Consider the following 15,060-nt stretch of genomic DNA (forward strand, 5'->3'; position numbering starts at 1 on the left):
CCTCTTTTGGAAAAAGTCCTTCATTATCTTACCACAGCTGTTCAACAAGTGGATATGAACGGAGAGCTATAGATGAAGGAAAGGAAAAATGATACAATTTTCAAGCAAATCACTCCAAGGGTAAAGGCGGGGTCATCATGAAACTTGAGTGCATCTCCATGAAAGGAAGCGGCAAAAGCAATGAGGACGCCTATGTGATTCAGCAGGTCAAACATGTGTATGCGGTCATCGATGGCACTACGTCGCTGATCCCGTATGAGAACGAAGCAGGGCAGACAGGAGGAGCTATCGCGGCTGACCTTGTAAAAAAGCAGTTGGAAGCAATGCCGGAGGATGCAGCTTTGCACAATTATTTGGGGACGATAAACGAAACCCTTCAGGAGCAGATGCGGCAAAGTGGCATCAATCTTGAGAAAAAGGAAGCATTGTGGGGAGCGGCCTGTGCAGTCGTTCGTGTAGGAGATGCCCATATCGAGTATGCGCAGTTGGGTGATTGCATGATATTTGCCGTTTATGATGATGAGATGGTAAGACCCCTGACGCACACGCAAGTCAGCCATTTGGAACAGGCCGCCTTGGCGAAGTGGGAAGAAGGAATCAACGAAGGATCGTGTACCCGAACAGAGCTGTACGAACGATGTATGGACATCCTGATCCATAACCGCTATCAGGCGAATGGACCAGGAGGCTACGGCGTGTTGAATGGTGATGTTGCCTGTCGGGATTTTATCGAGTATGGACGCATGAATCGAGTTGGCGTGAAGGCATTGGTGCTGGTAACGGATGGTCTTTTCATGCCGAGAACTATAGGTGGAGCACAGCCAAAGTGGGAAGAAACGGTGCTGCCGATTGTACATAAAGGGCTGCAACGTTATACAGACGAGCTCATCACTCTGGAAAACAATGATCCCGAATGCCTCCACTATATCCGTTTTAAAAAGTCAGACGACAAAACGGGCATGATTCTTTATCTTCAATAACAGTTTGGTGCAGTTTGCCTTTTGCACAATTCGATTGGCTCATATACACTACAAATGGTATTTAAGCGAAGAAAAAAGGACGGTTTTCCATGATTCAGGTAAATCATTTACAAAAGGATTTCCGCATTCATCAGTCCAGACCGGGCCTTGGTGGTGCTTTTCGTGATTTGTTCAGTCGAGAGTACAAGACAGTAAAAGCGGTGGATGACCTTTCCTTTACAGTAGGGGAAGGGGAAATGTTCGCGCTGATTGGGGAAAATGGTGCCGGAAAATCGACCACGATCAAGATGCTGACGGGTATCTTAACCCCGAGCGATGGCGAAATCGTCATCAACGGCTATGTGCCTTTCAAGCAGCGGGAAGAGTACGTTCGATCCATCGGAGTTGTTTTCGGGCAACGCTCTCAGCTTTGGTGGGACCTATCTCCGCTAGAGTCCTTCCGCCTGTTGAAAAGTGTTTATAAGGTTGACGAAGTAGAAGGAGAAAAATGGCTGGAGCGTTTGATTGAAGAGCTGGAAATTTCTCCGTTCGTCAGTCAGCCAGTGCGCAAGCTGAGTCTCGGACAGCGGATGCGCTGTGAAGTGGCTGCTTCGTTGATTCATAAGCCACGCCTGCTGTTTCTCGATGAACCGACAGTTGGACTCGATGTCCTCGTTAAACAAAAAATCCGTGAGTTTCTCCGCAATCTGAACGAGACGGAAAATATGACGATCTTGTTGACGACTCACGATGTGTCAGACATCGAAGCACTCTGTAAACGGGTGCTTGTCATGGACAAAGGAAAGCTGATCTTCGATGGTTTACTGAATGACCTCAAGGAAAAATGGGGCAATGGCACAGAAGTGTCCTTTCAAATGAAAAAGCGCACTTCAGCAGATGCTCTTCGTCAGGCATTGGGCGAGATGCCTTGTGAGATCGAGCAAATCAATGACTTTACCCTCAGTGTAAAAGTAGCGCGAAGTCAAGAAATGTTGCCCTTTGTGTTGTCGACGGTCATGTCCTCCTTTGAAGTCAGCGATGTGAAAATCGAGGAGACGAGCACAGAGGATATCGTTCGCAACATTTATTCCTCAGACCAAGAGGTAAGAAGCCATGCGTAAGCTTTATATGGAACTCATCCGCATGAGGTTTTTGACGATGCTTGCCTATCGTGTGAACTATTACAGCGGGATCATTATCTACGCGATCAACATCGGTGCGTACTACTTTTTATGGGGAGCGATCTACGGAGGTCAACAGCAGCTGGGCGGGCTTACGGTGGAACAGATGACTTCCTACGTTGCGATTGCTTGGATGTCGCGGGCGTTTTATTTTAACAACATCGATACGGAAATAGCCCAGGACGTCCGAGAAGGCAAGGTCGCGATTGAAATGATACGCCCTTATAATTACTTGTCCGTGAAAACGGCGCAGGCTTTTGGGGAAGGGATCTTTCGTTTTCTCTTTTTCGCGGGTCCAGGCATTTTCCTTATCAGTCTGATCATTCCGTTCAGCTTCCCTGCGACAGCAACTGGGTGGGGACTGTATTTGATCAGCTTGATGTGTGCGTTTTTGATCAATACACAAATCAATCTGGTGACAGGCTTGCTTACTTTCTTCCTGTTCCGAAACGATGGCATGATGCGAGCCAAGCGGGTCGTGGTGGATCTGTTGTCTGGTCTCGTGCTGCCGATCAGCTTTTTCCCCGGTTGGGCGCAAACGGTAATGGGGTATCTTCCATTTCAGGCGGTCAACTACTATCCGAGCTTGATCTTCACAGGTGCGATTACAACGGAACGCTCCTGGGAATTGATCGGTTTTCAGGTGGTTTGGATGTTTGTCATACTGGTTCCCATCTTGGTGATGTGGCGTCTTGCCCGCAACAAGCTGGTTGTGCAAGGAGGGTAGAGCATGCAAGACATGAGACATATTTTCAGTATTTTTGCCGACTACCTGAGCCAGTACTTCAAGACGAGACTTGCCTACCGAACAGATTTTCTCGGGGATTTTGTGTCCAATCTGGTTTCTGAGTTGATCAATCTTGTCTTTATTGTTGTTGTGTTCACCCATGTTCCGCTGATGGGGGATTGGACGCGTGACGAGATTATCTTTATCTATGGGTTCTTTTTGGTTCCATACGCGTTATTCTCGATGTTCTTCGGTTTTTGGGACTTCAACGAACGGTACATCATCCGGGGCGAGATGGATCGCATCCTGACGAGACCGATCCACAATCTGGCGCAGGTGTGCCTCGAGTCGATTGCGCCAGACCGCATTTTTGGCGTCATAACCGGGATCATCATCATGGGGTATGCTGCCATTCAACTCGATTTGTCGTTTTACTGGTACGACGTGTTCATCTTTATCGGGCTCTCGATCAGCGGGGCACTGATTTACGGTGGCGTGTATACCGCGATTGCCGCGGTTAGCTTCTTTTCCGACTCGCGGACAGGGATTGCTCCGATGATCTACAACATCCAGCAATATGGGCGCTATCCGGTAGACGTGTACAACAAGGCTATTCGCTTTGTGCTCACCTACGTGCTGCCGTTTGCTTTCGTAGGTGTTTATCCGGCGGCTTACTTTTTGCGCAAGGAAGTCTGGTACACATATGCGGCAATGACGCCGGTAGTGGCTGTTATTTTCTTCGGGATTGGGCTGTTGGTCTGGAACTGGGGAGTCACGAAGTATCGGGGAGCGGGTTCTTGATTATTTATAATCCGAAGTCGTTGTGAGGTAAAAAAAGACCATCCCGGCTGCAACCGGAACGGTCGGTACAATAGGCGCTTCCCGCAAAGGGGTGCGGATCAATACTATGTTGTGAAATAGACCGCAGAGCTGTCAACTCAAGGGCGGTCTATTTCTTTTTGGTCAAGGTAACTACCAAGCCGATCTCACCCGCTTTCTATGGGGATGAGCCGCGACCACCCTTGAGGAGCCGATTCTATTGTACAAGCGAATGATAGCATAATGTGCTCTCTAGTTAGCAAGTGTCTTTTTTATTCGCTATTCGCACTAAACACATCGGAAAAATAAATAAGAAGTGTCGCTTTGGCAGTTTCCTCTATTGTCAAATCAAAAAACAGCAGTATAATATGCTGTATACAACTACACATTCCTTCGGGGCAGGGTGAAATTCCCGACCGGCGGTGATCATGCTTTACGCATGTTAAGCCCGCGAGCCTCCCGAGCGTAAAGTTGCGACGGAGTGCAGGATCTGGTGTGATTCCAGAGCCGACAGTACAGTCTGGATGGGAGAAGGATGACGACAGTACGTTTATCACACGTGCTTGTTTACCTGTGCAAACGGGATGAGAACGTAGAGGCCAGCCCTCTTGTTTCTTGTACCTTTTATTTGCGCATGGTTTTGTCATACGCTTGCAAATGCCCTGTGGAACATAGCCACAGGGTTTATTCTGTTTGTGTAACAAGACGTGTGAGCATACAACGACTGTTGCCATTCCTCAAGAAGGAGTAGAAAAATGAGGAGATGGTAAACATGAAAGAAACAGCGCTGCATTCTTCGCGCACACGTGCAACCCAAAAGCTGGTGACGATTCCCATGCTGGCGGCCGTTGCATTTATTCTGCAGTATCTCGAGGTTCCCGTACCACTGATGCCAAGCTTTTTGAAGCTCGACTTCAGCACACTCCCGGCATTGATCGGGGGACTCATGTACGGACCTGTAGCTGGCATTATTATCGAGGTACTGAAAAATACACTGCACATGCTCTTCAAAAATACAGATGGCCTTTTGATCGGTGAACTCGCAAACGTCGTAGCAGGATCAAGCTTTATTTTTGCGGCTGTCTACATGCAGCGTCTGGGCCAAGGCAAAAAAGGCTTCCTGACTGGTCTCGCTCTGGGGACGGTTTTGATGACGATCGTCATGGCTGTGGCAAATGCATATGTGCTGTTGCCTGCGTACGCTGTGCTTTATCAAATGCCGATTGAACAGCTCTTGACTATGTTCAACGCGACAAGCATCTGGTCATTGGTTCTGTACGGAATCGTGCCGTTCAATCTCTTCAAAGGTGTTATGATTTCAGTGGTCGCGTATCCGATCTACGTGAAGCTCGGCTCCAGAATCGCTGCGCGTACCAACAATTGACAACCACGACATGACTCGCTAATATGTTAACTTAATAGAAAGTTTCAAAAGGCTATGAAAGGACCCGCAGCTATTCCCACGTTACAGAGAGTCGGCCCTAGTCTGGAAGGCTGATACGTAAAGGATAACTGCATCCCATCCTGAAGCCGCTGGTGAAGAGCTTAGCCGGATGCCCACCGTTATCGGGTTATCGAGAGGACTATGGCGTATTGCTATGGTCAATCAGGGTGGTACCGCGGAAGTTAATCCTCCGTCCCTTTTTGGGATGGGGGATTTTTTGCATTTTACGTAAGAACAAAAAGGAGCGTAGACGGATGAAAGAGGACAAAGCGTTTGTAAAAGAAATTACACCGCAATCGGAGGATTTTTCGCGTTGGTACATCGATGCCATCAAAAAGGCGGATTTGATGGACTACACACCGGTGCGCGGCTGCATCGTTTTCAAGCCGGATGGCTTTGAGCTATGGGAGCGAATTCAAGAGGCGATGAATAAGCGCTTCAAGGAGACAGGGCATCGCAATGCCTATTTCCCGATGCTGATCCCCGAGTCCTTCTTTCAAAAAGAAAAAGAGCATATCGAGGGCTTCAATCCAGAGCTGCCTTGGGTAACAGAGGCTGGGGGCGAGCCGCTAGAGGAAAAGCTCGCACTACGTCCAACCTCCGAGACGATCATCGGGCATATGTACAGCCAATGGATTCAGAGCTATCGGGACCTGCCTGTATTAATCAATCAGTGGGCAAACGTGTTTCGCTGGGAGAAGCGGACAATGCCGTTCTTGCGGACATCGGAATTTCTCTGGCAAGAAGGCCACACGGCACATGCGACAGAGGAGGAAGCTCGTCAGGAAACGATGCAAATGCTGGAGATTTACCGAGAGGTCGTTGAGCAGGAGCTGGCCATTCCGGTTTGGAAGGGACAAAAAACACCAAGTGAACGCTTTGCGGGTGCTGTTGACACGTATTCCATTGAAGCGATGATGAAGGATGGAAAAGCAGTGCAGGCGGGTACCTCGCACTATTTGGGCGATAAATTCGCGCGCGGCTTTGAAATCAAGTTTTTGGATCGCGACAATCAGTTCAAGTACGTTCACACCACATCATGGGGCACCTCTACGAGACTGATTGGTTCGATGATCATGGTGCATGGCGATGACCGCGGTCTCGTGTTGCCGCCTCGCATGGCTCCGACGCAGGTGATTATGATCCCGGTCGGTCCGATGAAGCTGCGCGAGAAAGTCATGGAGGCGTTTGATCCGCTCTTTGACGAAATCAAGGCCGCAGGAGTGCGTGTCCGTGCTGATCTTCGCGAAGAAACACCAGGCTGGAAGTTCAATGAGTGGGAAATGCGCGGGGTTCCTCTGCGTCTGGAGCTCGGCCCACGTGACGTGGAAAATGGTCAAGTGATTTTGGCTCGACGCGATACAGGGGAGAAGGTGACGGTTTCACTTGAAGGTATCGCGCAGACCGTTGTTCAACTGTTGGAAGAGATTCAGCAAAATATGTTCCAAAAAGCACTAGCATTCCGTGATGAAAACTCACATCTGGGGATCGACACACTGGAGCAGCTATCCGCTCATATTGCCAAAAACGAGAGCGAAAACAAAACGAGCGGATGGGTGTTAGCTGGCTGGTGTGGGGATGACGCTTGTGAATCGAAGATCAAGGAAGAAACCAAGTTCACCTCTCGCAACATCCCGTTTGAGCCTCCTGTACAAAAGAAAGTCTGCCTTTGCTGCGGCAAAGAGTCACAGCATAGTGTCTGGTTCGGACGGGCGTATTAATCAAAAAAGGGTGTGTCCACGCTTTTGCGGCAGGGGCACACCCTTTTTTCAACTAGCGTCCGAGAATCCAATCGGTAAAAGCTTGCACATCCGTAAAGTGGTAGTCAGGCTCGGGATCGAATTTTCCCGACTTTTGTGTAACCAAAAGCCAATCCACACCGACTGTTCGCAAACCAGCGGCACGACCAGCCAAAACATCAGCATCACTGTCACCTACGAAAATGGTTTCCGCAGGAGTTGCGCCTAGCTGTTTCATAGCAGTAAAAATACCTTCTGGATGAGGCTTTGGATGTGTGACCTCATCCCCTGTAATCACGACGGAAAAATACGAATCTAATCCCCATTCGCGAAGGGAGATGTCAGCGCTTTTTCGTCCTTTTCCTGTTACGATTCCCATTTGGATATCGGCTGCGTGAAGTTCGTCGAGCATCATTCGGATATTTTCCGGATTTTGTACGCGGGAGTGTTCATCTGTGTATACACGATAAAAATGTGCGAAGGCGTTGTCATGCGCATGTGGGGGAAGCTTGCTTTGCAAGATGCCTGTCTCTGTGGGGCCAAAGAGAGCTACAATCTGCTCGTCCGTATAATGCTCTTGTAAAAACTGCTGAAAGGTGGAGCGAAAAGCGGTGAAGATCAAGGGGAGGGTATCGGCAACTGTGCCGTCGAAATCAAACAAGATCGTCCGCATTGGAGTCCTCCTTTGATTAGAAAATGAAAGAAAACCATCGTATCTGATGGTTTTCTTGGTGACTTACTCATCCGAATCATCAAAAGGATCATCTGAATCATCTGTTGGATCAGCCGGAGTCAATGGGAACAAGATGTCGAAAAACTTGAATTTTCGACGGCCAGATTCCTTTTTGAACCCTTTGTACTTTTGCAACAGCTCAGAGATGTCTTCCACAAATTGATTACGTTCTTCTTGACTCAAATAAAATTCAGTCAAATTAAAAGCGAACGTATTTTTGTATTCCTTCCGAACATCCTGGTCGCTTGCGACGAAGCGATTGAGCGTTCGCATGAGGTCCTTTTCCGTAGTACGAAACGGAGTAAACATGACATCACTTAATTGTTGAGCGTTTTCTTCAATCATCAATTGAAGCTTGACCTGAATGACCTTGGCAACAGGCTCATAATATTTCTCCACAATGGAGCCTTTTACCCGGGTATCCACTTGCTCGAGCAGTCCAACACGCACGAGCTCTTTCACATGGTAATGTAGCCGTGCTGCATTTTCGCCTAGTTCTGTAGCGATTTGTTTGGCCGTTCTGGGCTCCAAATCTTCAAAGAGTTCCAAAATTTTAACCCGTTCCGCTATAGCAAGCGATTTTAGCGCTTCTGGATCTGTTACTTCAAAAAACTCTTTCATGCGAATTCACCATCCAACTGACTAGGCAAAATTTTATTTTTTTTAATTCTATCCTTTTCTGAATCAAAGCGCAACTTGTATGCGGATGAAGTGACTACTAGATTGTGGTAAAATGGGACCAGCGAAAACAGGATATTATCGAGAGGAGGGAAAAGTTTGACGGCAGTAGGACAAGCTGCACCTGCATTTACTTTGCAGGCGAGCAATAATCAGACCCTCTCACTTTCCCAATTTCATGGTCAAAATGTAGTGCTTTATTTTTATCCGAAGGACCAAACGCCAACATGTACCACAGAAGCATGCGACTTCCGTGACTTCCATTCAGGCTTTGCCGAGCTGAATACAGTTGTTCTCGGAATCAGTCCGGATTCTGTGAAATCGCATGATAAATTTATCGCGAAGCACGAATTGCCTTTTCCGCTTCTGTCAGATCCTGATCACCAAGTGGCAGAGGCTTATGGCGTGTGGGTGTTGAAAAAAATGTACGGTCGAGAGTACATGGGCATTGAACGCACGACGTTCGTCATCGACAAAGAAGGCAACATCGCAAAAGTATGGTCAAAAGTAAAAGTCAAAGGACATGTGCAGGAAGTGCTTCAATTTATTAAGGAAGAGCTTCAATCCTAACGTTTATTTCGCAATGGGCGAATGGAGGAAAACAGATGAGTGTATCCACGGAATATGTTGTACAAAGCTTTTGCCAATTGGCGAACATCCCAAGTCCATCCGGCAATACGGAAAAAGTAATGGCCTGGGTTGCACAAGAGTTAGAAAAGCTTGGCGTTTCCTATAAACGGACAAACAAAGGGGCAATCGTTGCAACAGTAGCGGGGGCCCATAACGAAAAGGCAAGACTCTTGACCGCTCACGTCGATACACTGGGCGCGATGGTAAAAGAAATAAAGAGCAACGGGCGCTTGAAGCTGACTTTGATCGGTGGCTTTGCATTCAATGCGATTGAAGGAGAGCACTGCGTTGTAGAGACTAGTAGCGGTCGTCTTGTAACCGGTACCATTTTGTCCACCAAAGCTTCCGTGCATGTATACAGCTCAGAAGCGGGGAAAGCTGAGCGCAATGAGGCGAACATGGAAGTCCGACTGGATGAAAAAGTTACAAACAAGGAGCAAGTCCTTGCGCTTGGGATTTCTGTCGGAGATTTCGTCTCCTTTGATCCGCGGGTGACGGTAACGGATAGCGGCTTTATCAAGTCCCGCCACATTGACGACAAAGCAAGCGTAGCTGTACTGCTGGGGGTTCTGAAGGAGCTGAGTGAATCCGGCGTGAAGCTGCCTTACACCACGCACTTTTTTATCAGCAATAATGAAGAGATCGGCTACGGCGGCAATTCCAGCATCCCCGATAACGTGGTGGAGTACCTGGCTGTCGACATGGGCGCTATTGGGGACGGACAGACGACAGATGAGTATTGCGTGTCCATTTGTGCGAAGGATTCCACAGGACCTTACCACTACGGATTGCGCAGCCATCTGACCAAGCTCGCACAAGCGAACGGTTTGAACTATCAAGTAGACATTTATCCCTACTATGGTTCTGACGCAAGTGCTGCGCTGAGAGCAGGATATGACGTTGTCCATGGCTTGATCGGACCGGGAGTAGATGCATCCCACTCTCATGAACGTACACATAAAGAAGCGCTCGACAACACGGCGAAGCTCGTGATGGCCTACCTTCAATCAGAAGAAATGCAAGCATAGGAGGGCCGTATGAGCAATATGTATCAATGGGCTGACTACTATGATCTCACGCAACGCGGTGTCGCGGGTGATGTTGACTTCTATCTGGAGCAAGCCAAGCAAGCAGGCGGAAAAGTGTTGGATCTTGCTTGCGGCACCGGAAGAATCAGCATTCCGATGGCGCAGGCTGGCATCGACGTTACCGGAATTGACCTTTCCCAGGATATGCTGGCGAGGGCTCAGGCAAAAGCAGAGGAACAAGGTGTGACATCCGGCTTGAGGCTATTGCAAGGGGATATGCGCGCCTTTGATCTGCAAGAGTCATTTTCGCTGATTATGATTCCTTTTCGGTCGTTTTTGCATCTGTTGCATGTTCAAGAGCAAATGAAGGCATTGACCTGCATTCGCAAGCATCTGGCTCCAGGCGGGAAGTTCATCATGAACGTGTTTGTGCCCAAGATTCATCATTTTTACGAGGAAAATGAAAAAATGTCCTTGCGTGGCACCTACCCACTCCCGTCAGGAGAAGAGGTTGCGATGTGGGATTATACCCGCTATGACCATTTTCAGCAACTGTCCGAAGTGACACGCATATACGAGCGTACGGATGCACAGGGAGTTGTGACGGAACGGGTGAAAGGTCGATTTACTCTCCGCTACATATTCCCTGCGGAGCTCCATCACCTGCTTCGTTTAAACGGCTTGAAGGTCACACAACGATACGGTTCTTTTGCAAAGACACCTTTTGACTCAAATAGCTCAGAATTGATTCTGGTCGCAGAACCTTTGTAAACGGAACCTGTGGAGGGGATATGGAATGAAGATTTATACAAAGTCAGGGGATAAAGGTGAGACGTCGCTGGTTGCAGGTGTCCGCGTGCCTAAGTTTGCGGACCGTGTAGAGGCGTACGGTACATGCGATGAAGCCAACTCGCAGATTGGATTGGCACTGGCTCTGTTGCCTGCGACAGAAGAGTGGAAGGAATTGCAGGATGTTTTCCATGTCATTCAGACAAAGCTGTTCCATGTAGGAGCTGAGCTGGCGACGCCAGAAGGCAAGAAGGTAGGTTGGCCAATTGCAGAAGAGGATGTTACTTTTCTGGAAGAGCAAATTGATATGCTAGATGCAAAGTTGCCTCCGCTCACCAATTTTATTTTGCCTGGCGGACATCCAGCAGCGGCTGCCTTCCATGTTTCGCGTACGGTCGTCAGACGTGCAGAGCGCAAAGCAGTTCATGTGGCACAGCAGGAGCAGGTAAACCCGTCTGTGGTCAAATACCTCAACCGATTGTCCGATTATCTGTTCGTTGTGGCTCGTCATATAAATAAAGAGACAAGTGCAGTTGAAAAAACGCTCCACGAATAGGCAAAAGCCCCCTGGGATTAAGCAGGGGGCTTCAACTTTTTATTAGGCACGCAGGTAAGTGGAGATTCCCGGAAGAAAGTCGATTTTCTCTGTGTGAAAAGTATCGTAGAGAAGCTTTCCGTCCTTACATGCGTTTCCTTCTAGCAGCATAGTGAGCTGCGTGTTGGTAATCGGGAAGAATGGAAATCTCTCCATTATATTTACCACAGGCTTCATGAAAGCAAGGGGAATGTGAATTTTATTGACCTTCCGTTTTCCGATTGCCTCGCCAATCTTATCTAGGATTTGCCCGTAGGAGAGTGGTTCGGGCCCACCTGTTTCGTAAATTTGATTGGTTGATTCGGGTCTGCTCAAGGCTTGGACGAATACATCTGCCACTGTCTTGCGAGCGACTGGCTGTAAAGGGTAGGAGCCATCGCCAATGACCGGTGTGACAGGTAACCGGACCAGATCGGCGAGCATGTTCACGAATTCATCCCCAGGACCAAAAATGACAGATGGACGGAAAATGACGTACGGAATACCGCTTGTTTGCACAAGCTGCTCCGCTTCATATTTGGTTCGGTGATAGGCGCTCGTGGCGTTTTCGCGTGCGCCAAGAGCACTCATATGGACAAAGCGCTTGATTCCAGCTTGCTTGGCGGCCTCCAGTACATTTTTTGTACCCTCTACATGGATACGAGAGAAGTGAATGTCTTTCCCCGGTTGTTCGCGAATAATTCCGACGAGGTGGATGACAGCATCGCAGCCTTGCATCGCTCTCATCAATGATTCTTTATCAAATAGATCGCCAGTCGCCTCCGTTATATGTGGATTGGCGGTTTCGTTGTAGGGAAGCTTACCTGTTGAACCAGCTCTGGTGAGGCAAACCGTCTCATATCCTTCTGCCTGCAAGCGCTCGAGTATACCCCGTCCAACAAAACCTGTGGCACCAGTCAGGAATACTTTCATGGAAAACCTCCTCCCGTTAAATACTTCCAGACTCATTGTACAACAGTTGTAGTCTACGGTGCTATCGATCACTGTGTTGACCAAGGCGGTATAATGTAGGGAAAAGGGGGATATATTTATGGCACAACGCAAAGTACCTGTTGCCGACATTTTGGATAATTTGCAGCAGCTTTATCCGGATGCGCACTGTGAATTGAATTATACAACCCCGTTTGAACTTCTCATTGCGACCATTCTTTCGGCCCAATGTACAGATAAACGGGTGAATGAGATTACCGCACCCATGTTCCAGCAGCTAAACCAGCCGGAGCATTACCTTCATTTGACACAGGAAGAAATGGAAGAGCATATAAAAGGGCTCGGGTTGTATAAGAATAAGAGTAAAAACATTTTAGAGACCTGTAGAATCTTGTACGAAAAATACAATAGCGAAGTTCCACAAACGCACGCCGAGCTCGAAGCATTGCCGGGAGTAGGGAGAAAGACTGCAAATGTCGTTTTGTCCAATGCATTCGGGATTCCTGCGATCGCGGTGGATACGCATGTATTCCGCGTAGGAAACCGGTTAGGTCTTGCGAATAGCGACAATGTGGATGAAGTGGAGCGTCAGCTCATGAAGCGCATTCCAAAAGAGAAGTGGACGGATGCGCATCATTGGCTAATCTGGCACGGCAGACGTGTATGTTCGTCGCGCAATCCGCAATGCGGTAGCTGTACCCTTCAATCCATGTGTAAGTTTGCACAGGCGGAAGCCAAAAAGGCCAAAAAACCTGCAACTAAAAAGCCAGCAAAAGCAAAGGGATAAACTTGATTTTCCACTTCTTTCTGTTCAAATCGGCTGAATGGATATTGACAGTTTTCGCCGACTAGACGTACACTTATTTATAGTAATTCTAATCAATGACATTAGAGAAGCTTGTTCTTTTGTCTTGCGAAAGACTGTGGGGTGTAACAAGATGGTACAACGTGTGGAAAAAGCTGTTGAAATCCTGAAGAATACCGGGGTTCGCATGACACCTCAGCGCCATGCAATTTTGACCTATTTGCTGGAAACGATGACTCACCCGACGGCTGACGAAATATATAAAGCCCTTGAAGGCAAATTCCCGAATATGAGCGTTGCAACGATTTATAACAATCTACGAGTCTTTAAAGATGCTGGATTGGTTACAGAGCTCACTTACGGGGATGCGTCCAGCCGATTTGATGCCAATGTGGAAGAAGATCATTATCACGCGATCTGTTCTTCCTGTGGTGCAATCAGGGACTTCCACTTTCCGTATTTGCGGGATGCAGAAGTAGCTGCTTCCAAAGACATCGGCTTCAAAGTAACCGGACATCGTATGGAAGTTTATGGCGTTTGTGATTCCTGTCAAAAGAATCCCCACTAAGAATGTATTGGATGGATGAGCACCTCCTGCTTGAATCGGATAATCCCGGTGATGCAGGAGGTGTTTGTTTTTGGGGGACATACCCCTTTCTGTCGATATCTGTAACCTTTTGGCTTCTCGTACGTCTTCTTCTTGGTAGGAAGCTTGTCCGTGAATTACCAGAATACAAAAGGTTGTGAATGGATTGAACCAACGCTATGATCGGAATAATGAGTCAAATCATACAGCCCAAGTCAGAAGACAGGCTTATGTACCGGGAAGCAGGTGGAGATTATGAGCAGGGAGTCAGGTAGAGCTCTGCGACCAAGACGAAGAAAACGAAGGGCTTTTGGCAGGCTGATTTTGTTGAGCTTTTTCTTGTTGGCCATCTTCGGCAGCATTTACTGGTTTTTTGTACTCCGTGCCTCGACTGAGCATGTGCAGCCGTATGACGGTGATAAAAATGTAATTGTATACGAAGGCTCGCGAAAAGAGTCCACGTATTTATTGGAGTCAGAGCAAATATTGCTGCCCTTTGATTTCATTAAGGAAAACATTGATTCTGCGATTTTTTGGGATGAGCCAACACGTTCCGTTATTGTCACCACGAAGGATAAGGTGCTTCGGATGGAGAGCGGAGAAGTTGTCGCCTATCTGAACAAAAAACCTGTGGATTTACTCGTTCCGGTGAAAGAGGTAGACGGCACACGCTATGTCCCGTTGGATCCATTGGAAAAGCTATACCCTTATTCTTTTGAGCGAAAAGCAGATACGGGTGTCCTGGTCGTCGAAAAAGAGGGCTACGAAATCCAGCAAGCGAAAGTGATCGCTGCCGAGGAAAAACAAGCGGTCCGTACCGGGGCTTCTCACCGAACCCCGATTGTAGCAGAGCTGTTTGCGGGTGAGGTTGTCAACGTTCTTGGCAAAAAGGAAAACTGGTATCGCATTTTAACCGCCTCTGGTGTAGGAGGATTTATTTCAGAGAAAAGTATTGAAATGACGAATGTGCGCAAAGTCCAGTTGGAGCACACGACTGCTACTGGACAACAACACGCTGCTTGGAAGCCTGATGGAAAGATCAACCTCGTATGGGAGCACGTCGTCAGCAAGAATCCGGATGTTTCAAAAATTGGTGCATTACCAGGGGTAAATGTAGTAACTCCTACTTGGTTTGAAATGAAGGATGCAGAAGGAAATCTGTTGAACAGGGCTGATCCTGCGTATATCAAATGGGCTCATAAGAGAGGCTACAAGGTTTGGGGGTTAGTTACAAATGGCTTTAATCCAGATTGGACTAAGTCCGTTCTCAGTAGCTATGACAAGCGAGACCAATTAATTGCCCAACTCCTGTACTACGCTCATCTTTATGATCTCGATGGCATCAACATCGATTTTGAAAACGTATATTTAGAAGAAAAAGAGGAGCTTGTTCAGTTTGTTCGCGAGTTGACACCGT

The 15,060-nt window shown here is 47.8% G+C and carries 16 protein-coding genes and 1 riboswitch (1 of these 17 running past the window's edge); of the genes, 13 read left to right on the plus strand and 3 right to left on the minus strand.

Annotated elements, in window-relative coordinates:
- The first annotated feature begins 137 nt into the window (after positions 1-137).
- The 6 genes from HP567_RS08260 to proS all read left to right on the plus strand — a co-directional run bounded on the left by HP567_RS08260 (position 138) and on the right by proS (position 6,851).
- Positions 138-980 carry a protein phosphatase 2C domain-containing protein gene (locus HP567_RS08260; RefSeq protein WP_173611416.1) on the plus strand — a complete coding sequence of 281 codons (843 nt, stop codon included), beginning with the start codon at positions 138-140 and terminating at the stop codon, positions 978-980.
- An 89-nt stretch (positions 981-1,069) separates the two neighbouring features.
- Complete coding sequence (locus HP567_RS08265) at positions 1,070-2,080, plus strand: ABC transporter ATP-binding protein (protein ID WP_173611417.1); 1,011 nt, start codon at positions 1,070-1,072, stop codon at positions 2,078-2,080.
- Positions 2,073-2,867, plus strand: a complete 795-nt coding sequence (locus tag HP567_RS08270) for an ABC transporter permease (protein ID WP_173611418.1) — start codon at positions 2,073-2,075, stop codon at positions 2,865-2,867. Before HP567_RS08265 ends, HP567_RS08270 begins: the two co-directional genes overlap by 8 nt.
- A 3-nt stretch (positions 2,868-2,870) precedes the next feature.
- On the plus strand, positions 2,871-3,668 hold the full coding sequence (locus HP567_RS08275; RefSeq protein ID WP_370646715.1) for an ABC transporter permease: 798 nt from the start codon (positions 2,871-2,873) through the stop codon (positions 3,666-3,668).
- A gap of 403 nt (positions 3,669-4,071) precedes the next feature.
- Positions 4,072-4,226, plus strand: a riboswitch (FMN riboswitch).
- A gap of 232 nt (positions 4,227-4,458) precedes the next feature.
- Positions 4,459-5,070, plus strand: a complete 612-nt coding sequence (locus HP567_RS08280) for an ECF transporter S component (protein ID WP_173611419.1) — start codon at positions 4,459-4,461, stop codon at positions 5,068-5,070.
- Between the two features lie 314 nt (positions 5,071-5,384).
- Positions 5,385-6,851, plus strand: coding sequence for a proline--tRNA ligase (gene proS, locus HP567_RS08285; RefSeq protein WP_173611420.1), 1,467 nt, complete (start codon positions 5,385-5,387; stop codon positions 6,849-6,851).
- A gap of 52 nt (positions 6,852-6,903) precedes the next feature.
- On the opposite strand, the gene HP567_RS08290 is transcribed toward proS, so the two are convergent.
- Positions 6,904-7,542, minus strand: coding sequence for an HAD family hydrolase (locus HP567_RS08290; protein WP_173611421.1), 639 nt, complete (start codon positions 7,540-7,542; stop codon positions 6,904-6,906).
- A gap of 63 nt (positions 7,543-7,605) precedes the next feature.
- Entirely contained in the window at positions 7,606-8,223 is a 618-nt protein-coding gene (locus HP567_RS08295; RefSeq protein WP_173611422.1) for a winged helix-turn-helix domain-containing protein, read from the minus strand.
- Between the two features lie 156 nt (positions 8,224-8,379).
- Between HP567_RS08295 and bcp the strand changes: the two genes are divergently transcribed.
- From bcp to HP567_RS08315, 4 genes are read left to right on the plus strand one after another with little or no spacing between them, the layout of a single operon-like run.
- Positions 8,380-8,850, plus strand: a complete 471-nt coding sequence (gene bcp, locus HP567_RS08300; protein WP_173611423.1) for a thioredoxin-dependent thiol peroxidase — start codon at positions 8,380-8,382, stop codon at positions 8,848-8,850.
- A gap of 35 nt (positions 8,851-8,885) precedes the next feature.
- Complete coding sequence (locus HP567_RS08305) at positions 8,886-9,938, plus strand: M42 family metallopeptidase (protein ID WP_173611424.1); 1,053 nt, start codon at positions 8,886-8,888, stop codon at positions 9,936-9,938.
- Between the two features lie 9 nt (positions 9,939-9,947).
- Positions 9,948-10,709, plus strand: a complete 762-nt coding sequence (locus HP567_RS08310; RefSeq protein ID WP_173611425.1) for a class I SAM-dependent methyltransferase — start codon at positions 9,948-9,950, stop codon at positions 10,707-10,709.
- A 25-nt stretch (positions 10,710-10,734) separates the two neighbouring features.
- Positions 10,735-11,283 (plus strand): cob(I)yrinic acid a,c-diamide adenosyltransferase, encoded by a 549-nt coding sequence (locus HP567_RS08315; protein WP_007728750.1) that lies wholly within the window; start codon positions 10,735-10,737, stop codon positions 11,281-11,283.
- 42 nt (positions 11,284-11,325) lie between these two features.
- On the opposite strand, the gene HP567_RS08320 is transcribed toward HP567_RS08315, so the two are convergent.
- Positions 11,326-12,234 (minus strand): complex I NDUFA9 subunit family protein, encoded by a 909-nt coding sequence (locus HP567_RS08320; RefSeq protein WP_173611426.1) that lies wholly within the window; start codon positions 12,232-12,234, stop codon positions 11,326-11,328.
- 118 nt (positions 12,235-12,352) lie between these two features.
- Between HP567_RS08320 and nth the strand changes: the two genes are divergently transcribed.
- The 3 genes from nth to HP567_RS08335 all read left to right on the plus strand — a co-directional run.
- Positions 12,353-13,039, plus strand: a complete 687-nt coding sequence (gene nth, locus HP567_RS08325; protein WP_047073743.1) for an endonuclease III — start codon at positions 12,353-12,355, stop codon at positions 13,037-13,039.
- A 151-nt stretch (positions 13,040-13,190) separates the two neighbouring features.
- Positions 13,191-13,625, plus strand: coding sequence for a peroxide-responsive transcriptional repressor PerR (gene perR / locus HP567_RS08330; protein ID WP_047073745.1), 435 nt, complete (start codon positions 13,191-13,193; stop codon positions 13,623-13,625).
- Positions 13,626-13,898: 273 nt separating this feature from the next.
- Positions 13,899-15,060, plus strand: partial view of a glycosyl hydrolase family 18 protein gene (locus HP567_RS08335; RefSeq protein ID WP_173611427.1) — the 5' portion only. The gene runs 572 nt beyond the window's last position; 1,162 of the gene's 1,734 nt are visible here — the first part of the coding sequence; its start codon is at positions 13,899-13,901; its stop codon lies beyond the right edge, outside the window.

This window comes from Brevibacillus sp. M2.1A (genome assembly GCF_013284355.2).
GTDB lineage: Bacteria > Bacillota > Bacilli > Brevibacillales > Brevibacillaceae > Brevibacillus.

Coding starts and splice junctions, on each gene's coding strand:
- HP567_RS08260 (WP_173611416.1), top strand. CDS start 138: ATGAAACTTGAGTGCATCTCCATGAAAGGAAGCGGCAAAAGCAATGAG.
- HP567_RS08265 (WP_173611417.1), top strand. CDS start 1,070: ATGATTCAGGTAAATCATTTACAAAAGGATTTCCGCATTCATCAGTCC.
- HP567_RS08270 (WP_173611418.1), top strand. CDS start 2,073: ATGCGTAAGCTTTATATGGAACTCATCCGCATGAGGTTTTTGACGATG.
- HP567_RS08275 (WP_370646715.1), top strand. CDS start 2,871: ATGCAAGACATGAGACATATTTTCAGTATTTTTGCCGACTACCTGAGC.
- HP567_RS08280 (WP_173611419.1), top strand. CDS start 4,459: ATGAAAGAAACAGCGCTGCATTCTTCGCGCACACGTGCAACCCAAAAG.
- proS (WP_173611420.1), top strand. CDS start 5,385: ATGAAAGAGGACAAAGCGTTTGTAAAAGAAATTACACCGCAATCGGAG.
- HP567_RS08290 (WP_173611421.1), bottom strand. CDS start 7,542: ATGCGGACGATCTTGTTTGATTTCGACGGCACAGTTGCCGATACCCTC.
- HP567_RS08295 (WP_173611422.1), bottom strand. CDS start 8,223: ATGAAAGAGTTTTTTGAAGTAACAGATCCAGAAGCGCTAAAATCGCTT.
- HP567_RS08305 (WP_173611424.1), top strand. CDS start 8,886: ATGAGTGTATCCACGGAATATGTTGTACAAAGCTTTTGCCAATTGGCG.
- HP567_RS08310 (WP_173611425.1), top strand. CDS start 9,948: ATGAGCAATATGTATCAATGGGCTGACTACTATGATCTCACGCAACGC.
- HP567_RS08315 (WP_007728750.1), top strand. CDS start 10,735: ATGAAGATTTATACAAAGTCAGGGGATAAAGGTGAGACGTCGCTGGTT.
- HP567_RS08320 (WP_173611426.1), bottom strand. CDS start 12,234: ATGAAAGTATTCCTGACTGGTGCCACAGGTTTTGTTGGACGGGGTATA.
- nth (WP_047073743.1), top strand. CDS start 12,353: ATGGCACAACGCAAAGTACCTGTTGCCGACATTTTGGATAATTTGCAG.
- perR (WP_047073745.1), top strand. CDS start 13,191: ATGGTACAACGTGTGGAAAAAGCTGTTGAAATCCTGAAGAATACCGGG.